Here is an 18,398-nt window from a genome sequence, read left to right on the forward strand (position 1 = left end):
GATGAACATCCCCCCGGCGCCGCCACGGCGCCTCAAGCCCTTCCGCCTCAACAGCATGGTGGGCGCCGTCGTCGCGGTGGCCCTCGCGGCCACCCTCAGCGGCTGCTCAGCGTCCGACGGCGGCAAGGTCACCCTGGATTTCTTCCAGTTCAAGCCCGAGGCCGTCAAGAACTTCCAGGGCATAGTCAGCGCGTTTGAGGCGGAGAATCCCAACATCGACATCGTCATCAACACTGCCCCCGACCCCGACACGGCCATCAGGACCCTGCTGGTCAAGGACAAGACGCCCGATGTGCTGACCCTCAACGGCAACGGCAACTTCGCCGATTTGGCCAAGGCCTGCGTTTTCGCCGACCTCTCGGAGCTGCCTTCAGCCGCACGGGTGAAGCCCGCGGTCCAGGACATCCTCAATGGGCTGGGCACCTGCCACGGGCAAGAGACCAATGGGCTTCCCTTCGCCAACAACGCCAGCGGCATTTTGTTCAACCCGGAAATCTTCGCCAAGTACGGCGTAACGGTCCCCCAGACCTGGGATGAGTTGATCGCCGCAGCCGACACCTTCAAGGCCAATGGCGTCAACCCCTTCTACTTCACCCTCAAGGATGCCTGGACCATCTCGCCGCCCTATGTGAACCTGGCCGGCAACCTGACGCCGCCGGACTTCTTCAAGGACATCCGCTCCCCCAAGTGGACGCCCGAGGCAGGCAGCTACAGCTTTGAAAAGAATGGTGGCGAGGCCGCTGAAAAGCTCAAGCAGCTCTTCAGCTACGCCCAGCCCGGAGCCGAGAGCGCCGGCTACAACGATGGCAACGCCGCCTTCGCCGCGGGCAAGTCCGCCATGTACCTGCAGGGCAGCTACGCCATCCCAGCCATCCGTGCGGCCAACCCCGACGCCAAGCTGGGTTCCTTCCCCTACCCCACCACCAATGACCCGGCCAAGAACACGCTGGTCTCCGGTGTGGATGTCACCTTGGCCATGGGCCGCAACACCAAGCACCCCGTGGAAGCCAAGAAGTTCATCGAATACATGATGAGCACCCCGGTGCTGAACGCCTATGCGGCCTCTCAGTCGTCCCTGACCCCCGTCGTCGACGCCGCCCCCAGCACCGATCCGGGCCTGGCCGGCATCCAGGGCTTCTTCGCCGACGGCCGCGTGGTGGGGTTCTTCGACCACCACATCCCCGCCAGCATCCCCTTCACGGCCATCCTGCAGCAGTTCATCCTCGACGGGAAAGAGAACGAGTTCCTCTCCCGGGTGGACCATGAATTTGCCAAGGTGGCTGCCCGCACCTCATCGAACGAAGGGCAGTAGCCATGGCTTCCCCCACCCTGTCCAAGACGGCCCCACTGCGGGCCACGGCCTCACGGCGGTCGCACCGCACCAAGGTGAACCGCACCTTCTACTGGATGGTGCTCCCGGCACTTGTCCTCTTCGTTGTCCTGCACACCGTCCCCACCGTGACGGGAATGTTCTTCAGCCTCACCAACTACGCCGGCTACGGTGAGTGGAGCTTTGTGGGGTTGGAGAACTACATCAACCTCTTCCAGGACGATCGGGTGCTCTCCTCCTATGGGTTCACCTTCCTCTTCGCCGTCACCACCACCATCGTGGTCAACGTGCTCTCGCTCTTCGTGGCGGTGCTGCTGAACTCGAAGATCAAGTTCCAGACGGCCTTCCGCGGGATCTTCTTCATCCCCAATGTGCTCTCGGTGCTGATCGTGGGCTATGTCTTCAACTACCTGCTCTCCAACAACCTGCCGTTGATCGGGCAGGCCCTGGGCATCGATTGGCTCTCCACCTCGATCCTGGCCAACCCGGATCTGGCCTGGCTGGGCATCGTGGGTGTGACTTCGTGGCAGTCCATCGCCTTCAGCGTGATCATCTACCTTGCCGGGCTGCAGACCGTCCCCGGCGAGCTCTACGAGGCCGCCAGCATTGACGGTGCCTCCCCGTGGCGCCAGTTCCGCTCGATCACCTTCCCGATGATCTCCGGCTTCTTCACCATCAACATGGTCCTGGCCCTCAAGGGCTTCCTGCAGGCCTTCGACCAGATCGTCGCCCTGACCGGCGGCGGCCCCGGCACCTCCACGGAATCGGTGGCCATGGTCATCTACCGCGGCGGCTTCCAGGGCGGCGAGTACGGCTACCAGATGGCCAACTCCGTGGTGTACCTGGTGGTCATTGTGGTCCTGTCCCTGCTGCAAATGCGCACCCTCCAACGCAAGGAGGCCGACTTCTAATGTCCGCCGTCACCAGTACCCCCAAGGCCGCCGCAGCACCGCAGAGCCCGGCCCCCGCTTCCCGGCGGCGCAAGCGCCGCCTTGACGGTGCCAACTGGCCCCTGACAGCCCTCGTGGCCGTCCTGTCGATGACCATCCTCATCCCGCTCTACTTCACGGTGGTCACGGCGCTGAAATCCCCGGACCAGCTCGGTGGCACCGGCTTCGAGCTGCCCACCAGCGTCCATCTGGAGAACTTCAGCACGGCGTGGACGCTGACCAACTTCCCCAACGCCCTGCTCATCTCCTCCATCGTGACCGTCGCCGCCGTCGTGCTGACAATCGCGACGAACTCCATGGTGGCCTACGCCATCGCCCGCAATATGCACAGGCCCTTCTTCAAGGGGCTGTACTACTTCTTCATCGCCGCGCTCTTTGTGCCGTTCCCGATCATCATGCTGCCCGTCACCAAGGAGACGGCGCTGCTAGGTCTGGACAATCCCGTGGGCCTGTTCCTGCTCTACGCCGTCTACGGCCTCAGCTTCAACGTCTTCGTCTACACGGCCTTCATCAAGTCCATCCCGGGCGAACTGGAGGAGGCGGCCATCATGGACGGCGCCTCCGTCTGGACGACCTTCCGCAAGGTGATCTTTCCGCTGCTGACGCCGATGAACGCCACGGTGGGCATCCTGACCTGCCTGTGGGCCTGGAACGACTTCCTGCTCCCGCTGGTGATCCTCTCCAACCCGGACACCCGCACGCTGCCGCTGGTCCAGTACGTGTTCCAAAGCCAGTTCAACACGGACTACGCGACGGCATTCGCCTCGTACCTGATGGCCCTGGCGCCGTTGCTGCTCGTGTACCTGTTCGCCCAGCGCTGGGTCATCTCCGGCGTCATGCGCGGCTCCATCAAGTAGCTGCACCGGACGTGCAAAAAGGGCTGGGCCCCTGCCAATTGGCAGGGGCCCAGCCCTTTAGCGGAATTCTTCTTCAGCGCCTGTTCCTAGCGCTCGATGTCGCCGCGGATGAAGGCCTCGACCTTTTCCTTGGCGATGTCATCGTTGTACTGCTCCGGCGGGGACTTCATGAAGTAGCTGGAGGCGGACAGGATGGGGCCGCCCACGCCGCGGTCCATGGCGATCTTGGCCGCACGGATGGCGTCGATGATGACACCGGCGGAGTTGGGGGAATCCCAGACCTCCAGCTTGTACTCCAGGGACACCGGGGCATCGCCGAAGTTGCGGCCCTCAAGGCGCACGAAGGCCCACTTGCGGTCGTCCAGCCAGGCCACGTAGTCGCTCGGGCCGATGTGGACGTCGTCGGCGTGCAGCTCGGCCTCGACGTTGGAGGTGACGGCCTGGGTCTTGGAGATCTTCTTGGATTCCAGGCGGTCGCGCTCCAGCATGTTCTTGAAGTCCATGTTGCCGCCGACGTTGAGCTGGTACGTACGGTCCAGCGTCACACCGCGGTCTTCGAAGAGCTTCGCCATGACGCGGTGCGTGATGGTGGCACCGATCTGGCTCTTGATGTCATCGCCCACGATGGGAACACCGGCGGCGGTGAACTTGTCGGCCCACTCCTTGGTGCCGGCGATGAAGACCGGCAGAGCGTTGACGAAGCCAACGCCGGCGTCGATGGCCGCCTGGGCGTAGAACTTGGCGGCGTCCTCGGAACCGACGGGGAGGTAGCAGACCATCACGTCGACGGCGGCTTCACGCAGGGCGGCAACGATGTCGACGGGCTCGGCGTCGGACTCCACGATGGTCTCGCGGTAGTACTTGCCCAGTCCGTCAAGGGTGTGCCCGCGCTGGACGGTGACGCCCAGATTCGCGACGTCGGCAATCTTGATGGTGTTGTTCTCGCTGGCGCCGATGGCGTCCGAGAGATCCAGGCCCACCTTCTTGCTGTCCACGTCGAACGCGGCAGCAAACGTCACGTCATTGACGTGGTACTTGCCAAACTCGACATGCATGAGTCCGGGCACCGTGGCCTGCGGGTCTGCATTCTGGTAGTACGTGACGCCCTGTACCAGCGATGCGGCACAGTTCCCCACTCCAACAATGGCAACCCGAATAGGATGATTGGACACGGAACTCCTTCTAAATCTGCACAAGGGCCCGGCCAGCATTCAATGTGGTGTCTTACCGCAGTTCGCCGCAGTCAGCGGCGCGCTTCCGGACCTGGCGCCCGATTGGCGCCCTCTTCATTCTAGCCAACAGTGCCCGGGGTGGATTTGTTCCCCGAGCACTGTTGCGTTCATCCGTCAAGAGGAACGGGTTATCTACTTGCCCCAGAGATTGATGTCTGATTCGACGGCGAACTGGTCGATCGCCGTCAATTCCTCGCTGCTGAAGGCCAGGTTGTCCAGAGCGGCCAGGTTGTTTTCCAGCTGCGCCACGCTGGAGGCCCCCACCAGAGCAGAGGTGACGGGAGTCCCCTTGGGCTGGTCGCGGAGGATCCAGGCGATGGCCATCTGTGCCAGCGACTGGCCGCGGCCCGCGGCAATGCTGTTCAGCCCGTGCACGCGCTCCATGGTTTCCTCGGTGAGGTTGGAGTCGGAGAGGAAGCGGGCCTTGGCCGCCCGCGAATCAGCCGGCACGCCCTTGAGGTACCTGTCGGTCAGCAGGCCCTGCGACAGCGGCGAGAACGCGATGGAACCGGCGCCAACGCTTTCCAGCGCCTCGTAGAGGTTGGGCGTGCCGTTCTCGGTCCAGCGGTTCAGCATCGAGTAGGACGGCTGGTGGATCAGCAGCGGGGTGCCCAGTTCCTTCAGGATCCGGGCCGCCTCGATGGTCTGCTCGGGCGTGTAGGAGGAAATGCCGGCGTAGAGGGCCTTGCCCGAGCGCACTGCGTAGTCCAGAGCCCCCATGGTCTCCTCCAGCGGAGTCTCCGGGTCCGGGCGGTGGCTGTAGAAGATGTCCACGTAGTCCAGGCCCATCCGGCCCAGGGACTGGTCCAGGGAAGCCAGCAGGTTCTTGCGGGAGCCCCACTCGCCGTACGGGCCAGGCCACATGTAATAGCCGGCCTTGGTGGAGATGACGAGCTCATCGCGGTACGGAGCGAAGTCGTCCTTGAGGTGGCGGCCAAAGTTCGTCTCGGCGGAACCGTCCGGCGGGCCGTAGTTGTTGGCCAGGTCGAAGTGCGTGACGCCCAGGTCGAAGGCACGGCGCAGGATGTCGCGCTGCTCGTCGAAGCGCTTGTCATCGCCAAAGTTGTGCCACAGACCCAGGGAGATGGCGGGGAGCTTGAGTCCACTGCGGCCAACGCGTCTGTAGGGCATGTTTTCGTAGCGGTTTTCCGCGGCGTGGTAGGTCATGTCTTCATCCTGCCACCTCCACGACGGTGCTCTTGGACTAAGTCGGATAGTGTCGGCCGTCAGCCGCCCGCCAGCGACCGCCAGACGGCCGGCAGGACCCCGGACAGCGCCCCGGCATGCAGCGGACCGCCAACCGCCGCGGCCGCCCGGCCGTGCAGGCTGGCCGCCATGGCGGCGATGGCCGCCCACTTCCCGCCTGCCGGGATGCCCAGGCGGGAGAAGCGTTCGACGTCGTCCGCCAGCGCCGCCGCCAGCGCACCGAGGATGCCGGCCAGCACGTCCCCGCTGCCCGCCGTCGCCAGCCATGGCGTCCCGTCGGCCTGGCTGAACACTGTTCCGTCCGGTGCAGCCACGATGGTCGTGGCACCTTTCAGCAGCACTGTGGCGCCGGTCAGCGCCGCGGCTTTGGTGGCACAACCGTGCGGGTCGGCTTCCACCGCGGTCCGGGTGGTTTCCCCGTCCAGGCGGGACAGCAATGCGGCCAGCTCACCGGCATGGGGCGTCAGGATGACGCCGGGCCACAGCCCCGTTTCCACCAAGGGCAGCGCCGAGGCATCCACCACTGTGGGCAGCGAGCTGGCCATGGCATCGCGGGCATGCTGTGCCTGGTCTTCGCCGCCGTCCATGCCGCCGTCGATCCCCGGCCCGACCAGCCAGGCCTGCACGTGGTTCTCCGCCACGGACCCACTTCCAACCACCACCTCCGGATGGGCGGCATGGATGAGCCGTGCCACCGGTTCCGGACCAAGGAAGCGCACCATGCCCGCCCCGCACGCAACCGCTGCGCCGGTGCTGAGCACGGCGGCACCGGGATAGCGCTTGGATCCCGCCGCGATCCCCAGCACGCCGCGGCGGTACTTGTGGCTGTCCCGGGTGGGCGAGGGCAGCAGAAGCGCCAGATCCCCGGCTTCCAGCCGGCGCACGGCGGGGATTTCAAGCCATGGCGCCAGGCCGATGTCCACGACGTGGATCCGCCCGGCATGGCCCTCGCCGGGCGGCAGGAGCAGCCCAGCCTTGGCGGCGCCAAAGGTCACAGTGGCATCGGCCCGCAGTACCTCGGAGGTGCAGTGGCCGGTGTCGGCGTCGAGGCCGCTGGGCAGGTCAACCGCCACCACCATGGGGCCCGGCATCCCCGCGAGGGCATGCACCACGATGGCCGCAGGGCCGCGCAGCGGTCCACGGCCGCCGGTGCCCAGCAGACCGTCAAGCAGCACATCGGCAGCGGCGGCCTCCGCCAGAAACTCCCCAAGAATGGCGGACGATGCACCGGATGACGGCCCGCCGCCGGCACCAACCGCCGGGCCTGCCTCCAACGGCAGGCTCCGGCCCCCGGCAGCATGGAACGCGGCCAACGCCGCCTCATGGATCCGCGCGGTGGCCAGCAGCGCCACCACACGCGCGCCCCGGGCAGCCAGCTCGGCGCCCGCGTACAGGGCGTCTCCGCCGTTGTTTCCGGCACCGGCCAGGATGGCCACGCGCGAGCCGTACACGCGCCCGCGGCGCGCCCGCAGCATCCGCGCCACTTCCACGGCCAGACCATGGGCCGCGCGGGCCATGAGCTCACCACCGCGGCCGGCCGCCAGCAGGGGCGCCTCGGCGGCTCGGACGTCGGTTCCCGTGTAGGCGGCGAGCATCTAGCCCTCGGCGATCACCATGGCGGTGGAGATGCCGCCATCGTGGCTCATGGACACGTGCCAGCGCTTGACGCCCTTGGCCTTGGCCACGGCCGCCACGGTGCCCTTCACCTGGATGGTGGGACCGTGCTCGTCCAGACCGATCCAGCAGTCCTGCCAGTTCATGCCTGCAGGTGCGCCAAGAGCCTTCGCCACCGATTCCTTGGCGGCGAACCGTGCCGCGAGGGATCTGGTGTTCAGGTTTCGTTCGGCCGGCACAAACAATCTGTCCCGCAACCCAGGGGTGCGCTCCAGCTGGCCGCCAAAACGCTCAATGTCCACCACGTCCACACCGATGCCAATAATCATGATCCCCAGCCTAGTGCTCGAGGGGCCCCGACGGAGCGAAGCGACGTTGGGGAGAGCGCGACGGCGCTAGTGCTCGAGGGGCCCCAACGGAGCGAAGCGACGTTGGGGAGAGCGCGACGGCGCTAGTGCTCGAGGGGCCCCAACGGAGCGAAGCGACGTTGGGGAGAGCGCGACGGCGCTAGTGCTCGAGGTGCCCCAACGCCGGAAGCCGCGGCGCCTCCCCTGTGGGGCGGCACCGCGGCTTCCGGTCTTGTGCTTGGTGGTCCGCTACTCGACGGTGACGGACTTGGCCAGATTGCGCGGCTGGTCCACGTCATAGCCCTTGGCCGTGGCCAGCTCACAGGCAAAGAGCTGCAGCGGCACCGTGGTCAGCAGCGGCGCCAGCAGCGGCGTCGTCTGCGGGATGTAGAAGACGTGCTCGGCATAGGCCCTGACCGCTTCGTCGCCCTCTTCGGCAATGACAATGGTCTTGGCGCCGCGGGCGCGGATCTCCTGGATGTTGGAGACCACCTTGGCGTGCAGCGAATCGCGTCCGCGCGGGGACGGAACCACCACGAACACCGGCTGGCCCTCCTCGATCAGGGCAATCGGGCCGTGCTTGAGCTCGCCGGCGGCGAAGCCCTCGGCGTGGATGTAGGCCAGCTCCTTGAGCTTGAGCGCGCCTTCCATCGCCACCGGGAACCCCACGTGGCGGCCCAGGAACAGCACGCTCCTGGTGTCGGCCATGGAGCGGGCCAGTTCCTTGATCTCCCCCGAGTGGTCCAGGATCTGCTGGATCTTTGCCGGCATCTTGGCCAGATCGGCCAGGATGTCCTTGATCTCGCCCTGGAAGAGGTTGCCGCGCAGCTGTGCCAAATACAGGCCCAGCAGGTAGGCCGCTGTGATCTGGGCCAGGAAGGCCTTGGTGGAGGCGACGGCGATTTCGGGGCCGGCGTGCGTGTAGAGCACGGCGTCGGATTCGCGCGGAATGGTGGAGCCGTTCGTATTGCAGATGGCCACCGTCTTGGCGCCCTGTTCGCGGGCGTAGCGGACGGCCATCAGGGTGTCCATGGTTTCCCCCGACTGGGAGATGGAGACGATCAGCGTGGTGTCGGTGACAATCGGATCCCGGTAGCGGAACTCGTGCGAGAGCTCCACCTCCGTGGGGATCCGGCACCAGCGCTCGATGGCATATTTGGCCACCTGGCCGGCATAGGCGGAGGTTCCGCAGGCCAGCACAATGATCTTGTCCACGCTCTTGAGCAGTTCCGCGTCGATGCGCAGCTCGTTCAGGGTCAGCAGGCCGTGCTCATCGGAGCGGCCCAGCAGGGTCTGCGCGACGGCGTCGGGCTGGTCGTTGATCTCCTTCTCCATGAAGGAGGGGTAGCCGCCCTTTTCTGCGGCAGCGGCGTCCCAGTCCACCAGGTATTCCTTGCCCTGTGCGGGCAGCCCGTGGAAGTCGGTGATCTCCACGGAGTCAGGGGTGATGGTGACGATCTGGTCCTGGCCCAGTTCCACGGCGCGGCGGGTGTAGTCGATGAAACCGGAGACGTCGGAGCCGAGGAAGTTCTCCCCCTCGCCCAGGCCCACCACGAGCGGCGAGTTGCGGCGTGCCGCCACCACGACGCCGGGGACGTCGGCGTGGATGGCCAGCAGGGTGAAGGCGCCTTCCAGCTTCTGGCAGGCCATTTCCATGGCCCGGGTCAGCGCGCCCTCCTTCTGGCCGGCGTCGACGAGGGTGCGGTAGATGTCCCCGAGCAGGGCCGCGGCCACCTCGGTGTCCGTGTCGGAGGAAAAGGTGTAGCCCTTGGTCAGCAGCTGGTGCTTGAGCTCGGCAAAGTTCTCGATGATGCCGTTGTGGATCAATGCCAGCTGTCCACCGTCCGCCAGGTGCGGGTGGGCGTTCTGGTCCGTCGGACCGCCGTGGGTGGCCCACCGGGTGTGGCCAATTCCGGTGGTGGCCTCGGGAAGCGGATTGGCCTCCAGCTCGGCCAGCAGGTTGGCCAGCTTTCCGGACTTCTTCCGGGAGGAGATGCTGTGATCGGCCAGCACCGCCACGCCCGCGGAGTCGTAGCCGCGGTACTCCAGCCGGCGCAGTCCCTCCAGCACCACATCCAGGGCACCGTGCGCGTGAAGCGATCCGGTGCCATTCTCAGAAACTCGGCCTACATACCCAACGATTCCACACATAGGGTCAAGATTAGCGCCCGCACCAGAGGGAGGATGTGGGATCTTAGCGTCTTTGGGCCCTTCCGGGAAAGCCTGGTGCTGGAAAACACCTCTATTTCGTGAACAATCGCTGACAAGGCAGAATCACTAGGGTGACTTCGCAACGACACGAGTCCGCGAACGGGGAGGGCGCCTCCCCCTTCGTGGAACTGGACCGCACCACCTGGTCCCGGCTTTCCGACACCATCGAACAGCCCCTCAATGAGGAGGACATTGCCCGGCTGCGGGGTCTGGGCGAAAAGCTGAACATGAAGGAGATCCGCGAGGTCTACCTTCCCCTCTCGCGCCTGCTGAACCTCTATGTGGGCGCGGCCGGCTCGCTGCATGCCGCCACCACCACCTTTCTGGGTGAGAGCATGCGGCGGACCCCCTTCGTCATTGGCGTCGCCGGCTCGGTGGCTGTGGGCAAATCCACAACGGCACGCGTGCTGCGCGAGATGCTCCGCCGCTGGCCCGACACTCCCAATGTGGAACTTGTCACAACGGACGGCTTCCTCTACCCCAACGCGGAACTGGCGCGGCGAGGATTGATGGAACGCAAGGGCTTCCCCGAGTCCTACGACCAGCGCGCCCTGCTGCGCTTCGTCAGCGAGGTCAAGGGCGGCGCGGAAGAGGTCCGGGCCCCCTGGTACTCGCATCTGACCTATGACATCGTCCCCGGCAAGGAAGTGGTGGTCCGCCGCCCGGATGTCCTCATCGTAGAGGGCCTGAATGTCCTTGCCCCGGCCCGCCCACGCCACGATGGCCGCTCCGGCCTGGCGGTCAGCGACTTCTTCGACTTTTCCATCTACGTCGATGCCAAGACCTCCTACATCGAGCAGTGGTACGTGGACAGGTTCCGCTCACTGCGCACCAGTGCATTCAGCAACCCGGAATCGTACTTCCGGCGCTATGCGGGGCTCTCCGACGTCGAAGCCGTGGAGACGGCACTGGGCATCTGGAAGCGGATCAACGAGCCGAACCTGATCGAAAACGTCATCCCCACGCGCGGACGGGCCCAGCTGGTGCTGACCAAAGAGGCCGACCACTCCATCCGCCGCATGCTCCTGCGCAAGACGTAGTTCATGGCACACCGCCGCGGCGCCGGTCCGCACCCACTGGCCAGATTGGCGGCCGCCGTCGCCGCCGCCGCACTGCTGGGCACCTTGGCTGCCTGCGCACCGCAGCAGCCGGCCCCGGAGGCCGGCCCATCGCCGGCAGAGAGCACTGCATCCACCCCGTTCTTCGGCCGGCTCCCGACGCCGGCCGCGCAGCCAACGGCTTCGGCCTCCCCCGCGGCCACCTCGGTGCCCACCGCAGCGCCCACAGAGCCTCCGGCCGCCACGCTGGTGCCGGGTCCACAGTCACCCGCGCGCTCCCTGGCCGCCCAGCATTCGCTGACGGATCCGCTGAGTCCCTGGGTGCTGGTGAACAAGCACCATCCCTTGGATCCGTTGGACTTCATTCCGCCCGATCTGGTTGCGCCGGATGTCCGGTCCGCGAGTTCCGAACCGGTGCTGCTGCGTTCCGAGGCCGCTGCCGCCGTCTCCCGCATGTTTGCCGATGCCGCGGCCGATGGGGTGGCGATGACGGTGCTCAGCAGCTACCGCTCCTACGCCGTCCAGACCGGCCTGTACGCCTCCTATGCTGCGGCTGGCGGCGTAGCCGAGGCAGACACCAAGTCGGCCCGCCCCGGCTATTCCGAACACCAGAGCGGCCTGACCTTGGACATTGGCGATGCCGCGGCCGCGGCATCCTGCCAGCTCTCCCCCTGCTTCGCACAGACCGCCGCAGCCCAGTGGGCCGCAGCCAACGGCCACCGCTATGGCTTCATCGTCAGGTATCCACTGGGCAGCCACCCCGTGACGGGCTACTACGCCGAGCCGTGGCATCTGCGCTATGTGGGCGTCGAACTGGCCACGGACCTGGTGCAGCGCTCAGTCGCAACCTACGAAGAATATCTGGGCACAGGATCGGCGCCGGACTACGGCTGAGCACCGTTGAGGCGCAGTTTCGGACCCCGGGATCGTGTCCGACACGTCGCCAGAATATTGCCCAATGTATGCATTCTTGTCCCACTGCGTGCTGTAGCTTGGGGGCATGCTCAAAGGATTCAAGGAATTCATATCCCACGGAAATGCTATTGATCTCGCTGTTGGTGTCATCATCGGTGCTGCGTTCAGTGCCGTTGTCACCGCTCTCGTTGAAGGCATCATCACGCCGATGATTGCGGCCATCTTTGGCAAACCGGACATTTCCCATGTGGGCAATTTTGTCCTCAACGGCGCCGAGTTCTCGGTGGGCTCCGTCCTGCAGGCGCTGCTGAACTTCCTGCTGGTTGCCATTGCCCTGTACTTCGCCATTGTGCTCCCCATCAACCACATGAAGGCCCGCGCTGCCGCACGGCGTCCCGTCGAGGAGATTGTTGCGGAGGTTGACGAGCAGACTGTGCTCCTAACCGAAATCCGCGACGCTCTGCGCCGGGGCTGACCAAGGCACCAACGCCGCACAAATGCCGGTGGGCGGGGAATCCTTCAAGGATTCCCCGCCCACCGGCATTTAATGCTGTTGCTGCTGTTGCTGCTGTCAGCGCTGCAGGCCCAGGCGTTCCTGGACGACGCCGGCCAGCTGGGTGCAGATGCGGGTGGCCGTTTCCATGTCGGCGGCCTCCACCATGACCCGAACCAGCGGCTCGGTGCCGGAGGGGCGCAGCAGCACCCGTCCCGTGTCCCCCAGCTCGGCTTCTGCCGCGGCGACGGCGGCCGTAACGCCCGTGTCGAACGACGCACGGTTCTTGTCCACATCCGGGACGTTGATCATCAGCTGCGGCAGCTTGGACATGACCTGGGACAGTTCCTTCAAGGTCTTGCCCGTGCGGACCACCTGGGCTGCCAGCTGGAGCCCTGTCAGGACGCCGTCGCCCGTGGTGGCGTACTCGGAGAAGATCACATGGCCGGACTGCTCGCCGCCGAGGCTGTACCCCCCGCGTCGCATTTCCTCCAGCACGTAGCGGTCGCCGACGGCCGTCTCACGGATGGTGATGCCGGCATTGCGCAGGGCAATCTTCAGGCCGAGGTTGCTCATGACCGTCGCCACCAGGACATCGTCCTTGAGCTCGCCGGATTCCTTCAGCGCAACAGCCAGGATGGCCATGATCTGGTCGCCGTCAATGACGGTGCCCTCGTGGTCAACGGCCAGGCAGCGGTCGGCATCGCCGTCGTGGGCGATGCCCAGATCGGCACCATGCTCAAGCACTGCGGCCTGGAGCTTCTCCAGATGGGTGGAACCCACGCCGTCGTTGATGTTCAACCCGTCCGGCTCGGCGCCAATGACCACAACCTGGGCGCCGGCGTCGGCGAAGACATGGGGCGAGCAGCCGCTGGCCGCACCGTGCGCGCAGTCGAGCACCACCTTCACGCCATCCAGGCGGTTGGGCAGCGTCGAAAGCAGGTGGACGATGTAGCGGTCCTCGGCGTCGGCGAAGCGGGCAATGCGGCCGACGTCGATGCCGACCGGGCGGAAGACTTCATTGGCCAGCTGCGCCTCGATGGCGTCCTCGACCTCATCGGCAAGCTTGTGCCCGCCGCGGGCGAAGAACTTGATGCCGTTGTCGGGTGCGGGGTTGTGCGAGGCGGAAATCATCACGCCAAAGTCTGCGCCCAGATCGGCGATCAGGAAGGCTGCGGCCGGTGTGGGCAGCACACCGGCGTCGTAGACGTCCACGCCGGCGCTGGCCAGACCCGCTTCAACGGCAGCACCGATGAACTCACCGCTGGCGCGCGGGTCGCGGGCAATCACGGCGCGCGGGCGTTTGCCCTCCGCCATCTGCTCGTGGCCCAGCACGACGGCGGCAGCCTGTGCGAGGGAAAGGGCAAGCTCGGCGGTCAGCAGACCGTTGGCCAGCCCGCGGACACCGTCGGTTCCAAATAGTCTAGACATCCTCCCCAGTTTAGGGCACGGGCGCCTCCCCGGCCCCCAAGCGGGGCCGCGGCACGTCCACCGGAGCCGCCGGAGGTGCCGTTCTGCACGGAGTTTCCGCCCAACTTTGCGCAGAACAGCTTCTGCGCAAAGTTGCCAGCAAACCCCGCGCACCACGGCGCGCCGCCCCTTAAACGCCAAAAAGGCCTGTCGCAAAAGCGACCGGCCTTTTTGGCCAGCGATCCAAGCGCTTGTGGAGCCAAGCGCTAAATATCGCTGAGTGGCCCCAACGGCAATCGCGCCAGCGATCGCCGTTGGGGAAAGCGCAGATTTAGCGCTTGGAGTACTGGGGTGCCTTGCGGGCCTTCTTGAGACCAGCCTTCTTGCGCTCGATGACGCGGGCGTCACGAGTCAGGAAGCCGGCCTTCTTCAGGGTCGCGCGGTTGTTCTCGGTGTCGATCTCGTTCAAGGAACGAGCAACGCCCAGACGCAGTGCGCCGGCCTGGCCGGAGGGGCCACCACCGTGGATGCGGGCGATGACGTCGTAGGCGCCATCCAGATCCAGGATGCGGAAGGGCTCGTTGACTTCCTGCTGGTGCAGCTTGTTCGGGAAGTAGTCGGACAGCTCGCGGCCGTTGACGATCCACTTGCCGGAACCCGGAACGACGCGAACGCGGGCGATGGCCTGCTTGCGGCGGCCAACGGCTGCGCCGGCAACCGTCAGGGCCGGGCGCTCCTTCTTGGGGGCAGCGTCACCGGCCGGAGCGGACTCCGAGGTGTAGCTGGTCAGTACTTCTTCCTCAGCCACGACGGCCTCGGTGTTCAGCTCTTCAGTGTTCTGAGCCACGATTCTCCTTGATAAATATTTGGGTTGGTGGCCAGGACTACTGGGCGACCTGGGTGATTTCGAAGGTCTTCGGCTGCTGTGCAGCGTGGGGGTGCGATGCACCCCGGTAGACCTTCAACTTGCCGATCTGCTGTGCGGCAAGGGAGTTCTTCGGGAGCATGCCACGGATGGCCTTCTCGACGGCGCGGACCGGGTTGGACTCCAGCAGTTCTGCGTAGTTCACGCTGGAGAGACCGCCCGGGTAGCCCGAGTGGCGGTATGCGCGCTTCTGCTCGAGCTTGGCGCCGGTCAGGGCAACCTTCTCGGCGTTGATGATGATGACAAAGTCGCCCATGTCCATGTGGGATGCAAAGGTCGGCTTGTGCTTTCCGCGCAGCAGGATTGCGGTCTGGCTTGCAAGACGGCCGAGGACAACGTCGGTGGCGTCAATGACGTGCCACTGGCGGTTGATGTCGCCGGGCTTCGGGGTGTACGTACGCACGGTTTCTGCCTTCGTTTCTTGTTCTTAGGGGGCGTCACAGAATGGTTACGCCTGCTATCTATGCGTTACCGGAACAGAGGTGAGGGCTCTACCACCAGTTATCCATAATCGTCCCGATGGCACCCGGCCGAATCCATGGTCCTGCAACCGGACCTTCAGCGGGCGTGGATTATCGAGAAAGGACACGCACAACGACTACCAACAATAGCCGGTTCGGGCACCATTGGTCAAAGCGGCCTTTAACACAGGGGGGCGGTTTGGCAAAAAAGTGCCCAGCTACTCGCGTCTGGCGCGGGTCAGATCGGCCCTGGCACCCATGCCGGCGTCGGCCGGGTAGCGGACCTCCTCCAGCACCAGTGCATGGGGTCCGGCCAGGATGGATTTGGCGTCCCGCTCCCCCACGCCCAGGCGCAGGCGCATCCACCCCGGGGGCTCGAGCCCCTCTCCGACGCGCATGGCGCCGCCGGTCAGGGCACGCACCATGTTGTGGCAGAAGGCGTCGGCTTGGATGTCAACGGTGATGATGCCGTTGTCCCCCCGGCTGAAGGTGAATCGCTGGAGTTCGCGGATGGTGGTGGCACCCTCGCGGGGCTTGGCAAAGGCCCGGAAGTCCTGCACCCCCAGCACGGACTGTGCTTCGGCATTCATCAGTTCCACGTCGAGGGGCGCCTTGTGCCACAGGGTGCTGTGGCGGGTCAGTGGATCCCACCGGGTGTTGGCGTCGGCGATCCGGTAGCTGTAGCGGCGCCACATGGCCGAGAAGCGGGCGTCGAAGCCCTCCGGGGCCACGGACACCCTGTGGACCTCGATGGCCCCGTGGAGGTCGCCCAGGCACCGGTTCAGGGCGCCGCGCAGGCGGCGCAGCAGCGCCTCGGCCGGATCCATGTCGTGTCCGCGGCGGATGCCGTCCCACTCCTCGGGACTCAGGTCCAGGTGCACCACCTGGCCGCGGGCATGCACGCCGGCGTCGGTGCGCCCCGCGACGTTCACGCGGAAGGGGCGGCGCAGCATCAGCGCCAACGCCTCCTCCAGGACGCCCTGGACGGTGCGCCGGCCCGGCTGCACGGCCCATCCGCTGAACGGCCCGCCGTCGTAGGCAAGATCGAGGCGGATGCGAAGAAACCCGCCATCCCCCTCTCGGGGTATGACGGGTTTCTGCGAGCTCATGCCTCTACGTTACTTGGTAGGCGGCACTCACTGCCAATGGCGCAAAGTTACTTTGCTTCCTTGGTGTCTTCGACCTCTGCGGCTTCGGCTTCGACAACCTCGGCCTCAACGGCTGCGGTCTCTTCGGCCTCTACAACAACGGGAGCTTCCTCAACGGGAGCAGCCTTTGCAGCAGCAGCGGTGGCTTCCTTCACAACGGCCTGCTTGGCGCTGACCGGCTCCAGAACCAGTTCGATGACGGCCATGGGAGCGTTGTCGCCCTTGCGGTTGCCAATCTTGGTGATGCGGGTGTAGCCACCGTCGCGGTTCTCCACTGCCTTGGCAATGTCGGTGAACAGCTCGTGGACGACGCCCTTGTCGGCGATCAGGCCGAGGACACGACGGCGGGAAGCCAGGTCTCCGCGCTTGGCGAAGGTGACCAGACGCTCGGCGTACGGGCTCAGGCGCTTGGCCTTGGTCACCGTGGTGGTGATGCGCTTGTGCTCGAACAGGGCTGCAGCCAGGTTGGCCAGCATGAGACGCTGGTGCGCCGGGCTGCCTCCGAGGCGCGGACCCTTAGTGGGGGTAGGCATGGTGTTATCTCCTCAAGTGTTGGCCTAGTGGAGGGAGCCCGGAATCCGGGTCCTTCCGCTGGGCCGAAGTAAGTTGTTCGTCTTTAGAGTTCGTCGTCGCCGAAGGCGTCGTCGTTCTCATCAATGGCTGCGGCGCGTGCTGCGAGATCGAATCCTGGAGGGGAATCCTTCAGGGAAAGACCGAGCTCGACGAGCTTCGCCTTGACCTCGTCGATGGACTTGGCACCGAAGTTGCGGATGTCCATCAGGTCAGCCTCGGAGCGAGCAACGAGTTCACCCACGGAGTGGATGCCCTCACGCTTGAGGCAGTTGTAGGAACGGACGGTGAGGTCCAGATCCTCGATCGGCAGGGCCATGTCGGCAGCCAGAGCGGCGTCCGTCGGGGACGGGCCGATCTCGATGCCTTCGGCAGCGGTGTTCAGCTCGCGGGCCAGGCCGAACAGCTCAACCAAGGTGGTGCCGGCGGAGGCAATGGCATCGCGCGGGGCGATGGCCTGCTTGGTCTCCACGTCAACCACCAGGCGGTCGAAGTCGGTGCGCTGCTCAACACGGGTGGCTTCCACGCGGAAGGTCACCTTCAAAACCGGCGAGTAGATGGAGTCGACCGGGATGCGGCCGATCTCCTGGTCGCCGGACTTGTTCTGGGCAGCGGAAACGTAGCCGCGGCCGCGCTCGATGGTCAGTTCGAGTTCGAACTTGCCCTTCGAGTTCAGCGTGGCAATGTGCAGATCCGGGTTGTGGAACTCCACACCGGCCGGCGGAGCAATGTCCGCAGCGGTGACGACGCCGGGGCCCTGCTTGCGCAGGTAGGCCACGACGGGCTCGTCGTGCTCGGAGGACACCGAGAGGTTCTTGATGTTCAGGATGATCTCAGTGACATCTTCCTTGATACCGGGAACCGTGGTGAACTCGTGCAGCACGCCATCGATCCGGATGCTGGTGACAGCCGCGCCGGGGATGGAGGACAACAGGGTCCGACGGAGGGAGTTGCCCAAGGTGTAACCGAAGCCGGGCTCCAGCGGCTCAATGACGAACCGGGAGCGGTTTTCGGAGACTACTTCTTCAGACAGGGTGGGGCGCTGTGCAATGAGCACTTGGTTTTCCTTTCAGCGAGCATCCGCTATATGACGCAACACAGGTAGTGGAAATGGCGGTCTAGAACTTAACGCCTGTTAAGTTGGCCCTCCCGTGCGGACCGAAACGAATTCGGACCCGCGGACGGGAAGGCCAACTCACACAGCGTTAGGCGTTAGACGCGGCGGCGCTTCGGGGGACGGCAGCCGTTGTGGGCGCTGGGGGTGACATCCTGAATGGAGCCAACCTCAAGACCAGCAGCCTGCAGCGAACGGATGGCCGTCTCGCGTCCGGAACCCGGACCCTTTACAAACACGTCAACCTTGCGCAGGCCGTGCTCCTGGGCGCGCTTTGCAGCGGCCTCGGCAGCCATCTGGGCAGCGAAGGGAGTGGACTTGCGTGAGCCCTTGAAGCCAACCTCGCCGGCAGATGCCCACGAGATGACTGCACCACTGGGGTCCGTGATGGACACGATGGTGTTGTTAAAGGTGCTCTTGATGTGCGCCTGGCCAAGCGCGATATTCTTCTTATCCTTGCGACGCGGCTTACGAACCGCTCCACGAGTCTTCGGGGGCATTTTTTCTCCTACAGAAAGTTTTTTGGGTTGCGGGGCGCTGGGCCCACACTTGCCAGG

General features: G+C 65.4%; 18 protein-coding genes. 6 read left to right on the top strand and 12 right to left on the bottom strand.

Features of this window, described 5'->3' with window-relative positions; all coding sequences use genetic code 11:
* The first annotated feature begins 1 nt into the window (after position 1).
* The 3 genes from K254_RS23200 to K254_RS0113075 are packed head-to-tail and all read left to right on the top strand — an operon-like array spanning position 2 to position 3,137.
* Positions 2–1,312 (top strand): ABC transporter substrate-binding protein, encoded by a 1,311-nt coding sequence (locus K254_RS23200; RefSeq protein WP_051389213.1) that lies wholly within the window; start codon positions 2–4, stop codon positions 1,310–1,312.
* A gap of 2 nt (positions 1,313–1,314) precedes the next feature.
* A complete protein-coding gene (locus K254_RS0113070) occupies positions 1,315–2,241 on the top strand; it encodes a carbohydrate ABC transporter permease (protein WP_026555740.1) in 927 nt (308 codons plus the stop codon).
* The gene (locus K254_RS0113075; protein WP_026555741.1) at positions 2,241–3,137 is read left to right on the top strand and encodes a carbohydrate ABC transporter permease; all 897 of its coding nucleotides are present in this window, start codon (positions 2,241–2,243) and stop codon (positions 3,135–3,137) included. Before K254_RS0113070 ends, K254_RS0113075 begins: the two co-directional genes overlap by 1 nt.
* Positions 3,138–3,223: 86 nt before the next feature.
* Here K254_RS0113075 and K254_RS0113080 read toward each other — a convergent pair whose 3' ends face one another.
* The 5 genes from K254_RS0113080 to glmS form a co-directional block, all read right to left on the bottom strand.
* Positions 3,224–4,309, bottom strand: coding sequence for an inositol-3-phosphate synthase (locus K254_RS0113080; RefSeq protein WP_026555742.1), 1,086 nt, complete (start codon positions 4,307–4,309; stop codon positions 3,224–3,226).
* 192 nt (positions 4,310–4,501) lie between these two features.
* Complete coding sequence (mgrA, locus tag K254_RS0113085; protein ID WP_026555743.1) at positions 4,502–5,536, bottom strand: L-glyceraldehyde 3-phosphate reductase; 1,035 nt, start codon at positions 5,534–5,536, stop codon at positions 4,502–4,504.
* Between the two features lie 59 nt (positions 5,537–5,595).
* On the bottom strand, positions 5,596–7,170 hold the full coding sequence (locus tag K254_RS23205; RefSeq protein ID WP_035750180.1) for an NAD(P)H-hydrate epimerase: 1,575 nt from the start codon (positions 7,168–7,170) through the stop codon (positions 5,596–5,598).
* Positions 7,171–7,518 carry a holo-ACP synthase gene (locus K254_RS0113095; RefSeq protein ID WP_026555744.1) on the bottom strand — a complete coding sequence of 116 codons (348 nt, stop codon included), beginning with the start codon at positions 7,516–7,518 and terminating at the stop codon, positions 7,171–7,173.
* Positions 7,519–7,785: 267 nt separating this feature from the next.
* Entirely contained in the window at positions 7,786–9,687 is a 1,902-nt protein-coding gene (gene glmS, locus K254_RS0113100; protein WP_026555745.1) for a glutamine--fructose-6-phosphate transaminase (isomerizing), read from the bottom strand.
* A gap of 131 nt (positions 9,688–9,818) precedes the next feature.
* On the opposite strand from glmS, the gene coaA reads away from it, so the two are divergent.
* The 3 genes from coaA (at position 9,819) to mscL (ending at position 12,195) form a co-directional block, all read left to right on the top strand.
* Positions 9,819–10,787 (top strand): type I pantothenate kinase, encoded by a 969-nt coding sequence (gene coaA, locus K254_RS0113105; RefSeq protein WP_026555746.1) that lies wholly within the window; start codon positions 9,819–9,821, stop codon positions 10,785–10,787.
* Positions 10,788–10,790: 3 nt separating this feature from the next.
* Complete coding sequence (locus K254_RS0113110; protein ID WP_051389214.1) at positions 10,791–11,699, top strand: M15 family metallopeptidase; 909 nt, start codon at positions 10,791–10,793, stop codon at positions 11,697–11,699.
* A gap of 106 nt (positions 11,700–11,805) precedes the next feature.
* Complete coding sequence (gene mscL / locus K254_RS0113115) at positions 11,806–12,195, top strand: large conductance mechanosensitive channel protein MscL (protein WP_026555748.1); 390 nt, start codon at positions 11,806–11,808, stop codon at positions 12,193–12,195.
* Positions 12,196–12,291: 96 nt separating this feature from the next.
* On the opposite strand, the gene glmM is transcribed toward mscL, so the two are convergent.
* From glmM to rpsK, 7 genes are all read right to left on the bottom strand, one after another.
* Positions 12,292–13,644 (bottom strand): phosphoglucosamine mutase, encoded by a 1,353-nt coding sequence (gene glmM, locus K254_RS0113120; RefSeq protein WP_026555749.1) that lies wholly within the window; start codon positions 13,642–13,644, stop codon positions 12,292–12,294.
* A gap of 310 nt (positions 13,645–13,954) precedes the next feature.
* Entirely contained in the window at positions 13,955–14,470 is a 516-nt protein-coding gene (rpsI, locus tag K254_RS0113125; RefSeq protein WP_026555750.1) for a 30S ribosomal protein S9, read from the bottom strand.
* 37 nt (positions 14,471–14,507) lie between these two features.
* Complete coding sequence (gene rplM / locus K254_RS0113130) at positions 14,508–14,951, bottom strand: 50S ribosomal protein L13 (protein WP_026555751.1); 444 nt, start codon at positions 14,949–14,951, stop codon at positions 14,508–14,510.
* Positions 14,952–15,227: 276 nt separating this feature from the next.
* The gene (truA, locus tag K254_RS0113135; RefSeq protein WP_026555752.1) at positions 15,228–16,118 is read right to left on the bottom strand and encodes a tRNA pseudouridine(38-40) synthase TruA; all 891 of its coding nucleotides are present in this window, start codon (positions 16,116–16,118) and stop codon (positions 15,228–15,230) included.
* A 47-nt stretch (positions 16,119–16,165) separates the two neighbouring features.
* Complete coding sequence (gene rplQ, locus K254_RS0113140; RefSeq protein ID WP_026555753.1) at positions 16,166–16,690, bottom strand: 50S ribosomal protein L17; 525 nt, start codon at positions 16,688–16,690, stop codon at positions 16,166–16,168.
* A gap of 83 nt (positions 16,691–16,773) precedes the next feature.
* Complete coding sequence (locus K254_RS0113145) at positions 16,774–17,784, bottom strand: DNA-directed RNA polymerase subunit alpha (protein ID WP_026555754.1); 1,011 nt, start codon at positions 17,782–17,784, stop codon at positions 16,774–16,776.
* A gap of 155 nt (positions 17,785–17,939) precedes the next feature.
* Positions 17,940–18,341, bottom strand: coding sequence for a 30S ribosomal protein S11 (gene rpsK / locus K254_RS0113150; RefSeq protein WP_026555755.1), 402 nt, complete (start codon positions 18,339–18,341; stop codon positions 17,940–17,942).
* Positions 18,342–18,398: the final 57 nt, after the last annotated feature.

The sequence above is a fragment of the Arthrobacter sp. 35W genome, assembly GCF_000482545.1.
Taxonomy (GTDB): domain Bacteria; phylum Actinomycetota; class Actinomycetes; order Actinomycetales; family Micrococcaceae; genus Specibacter.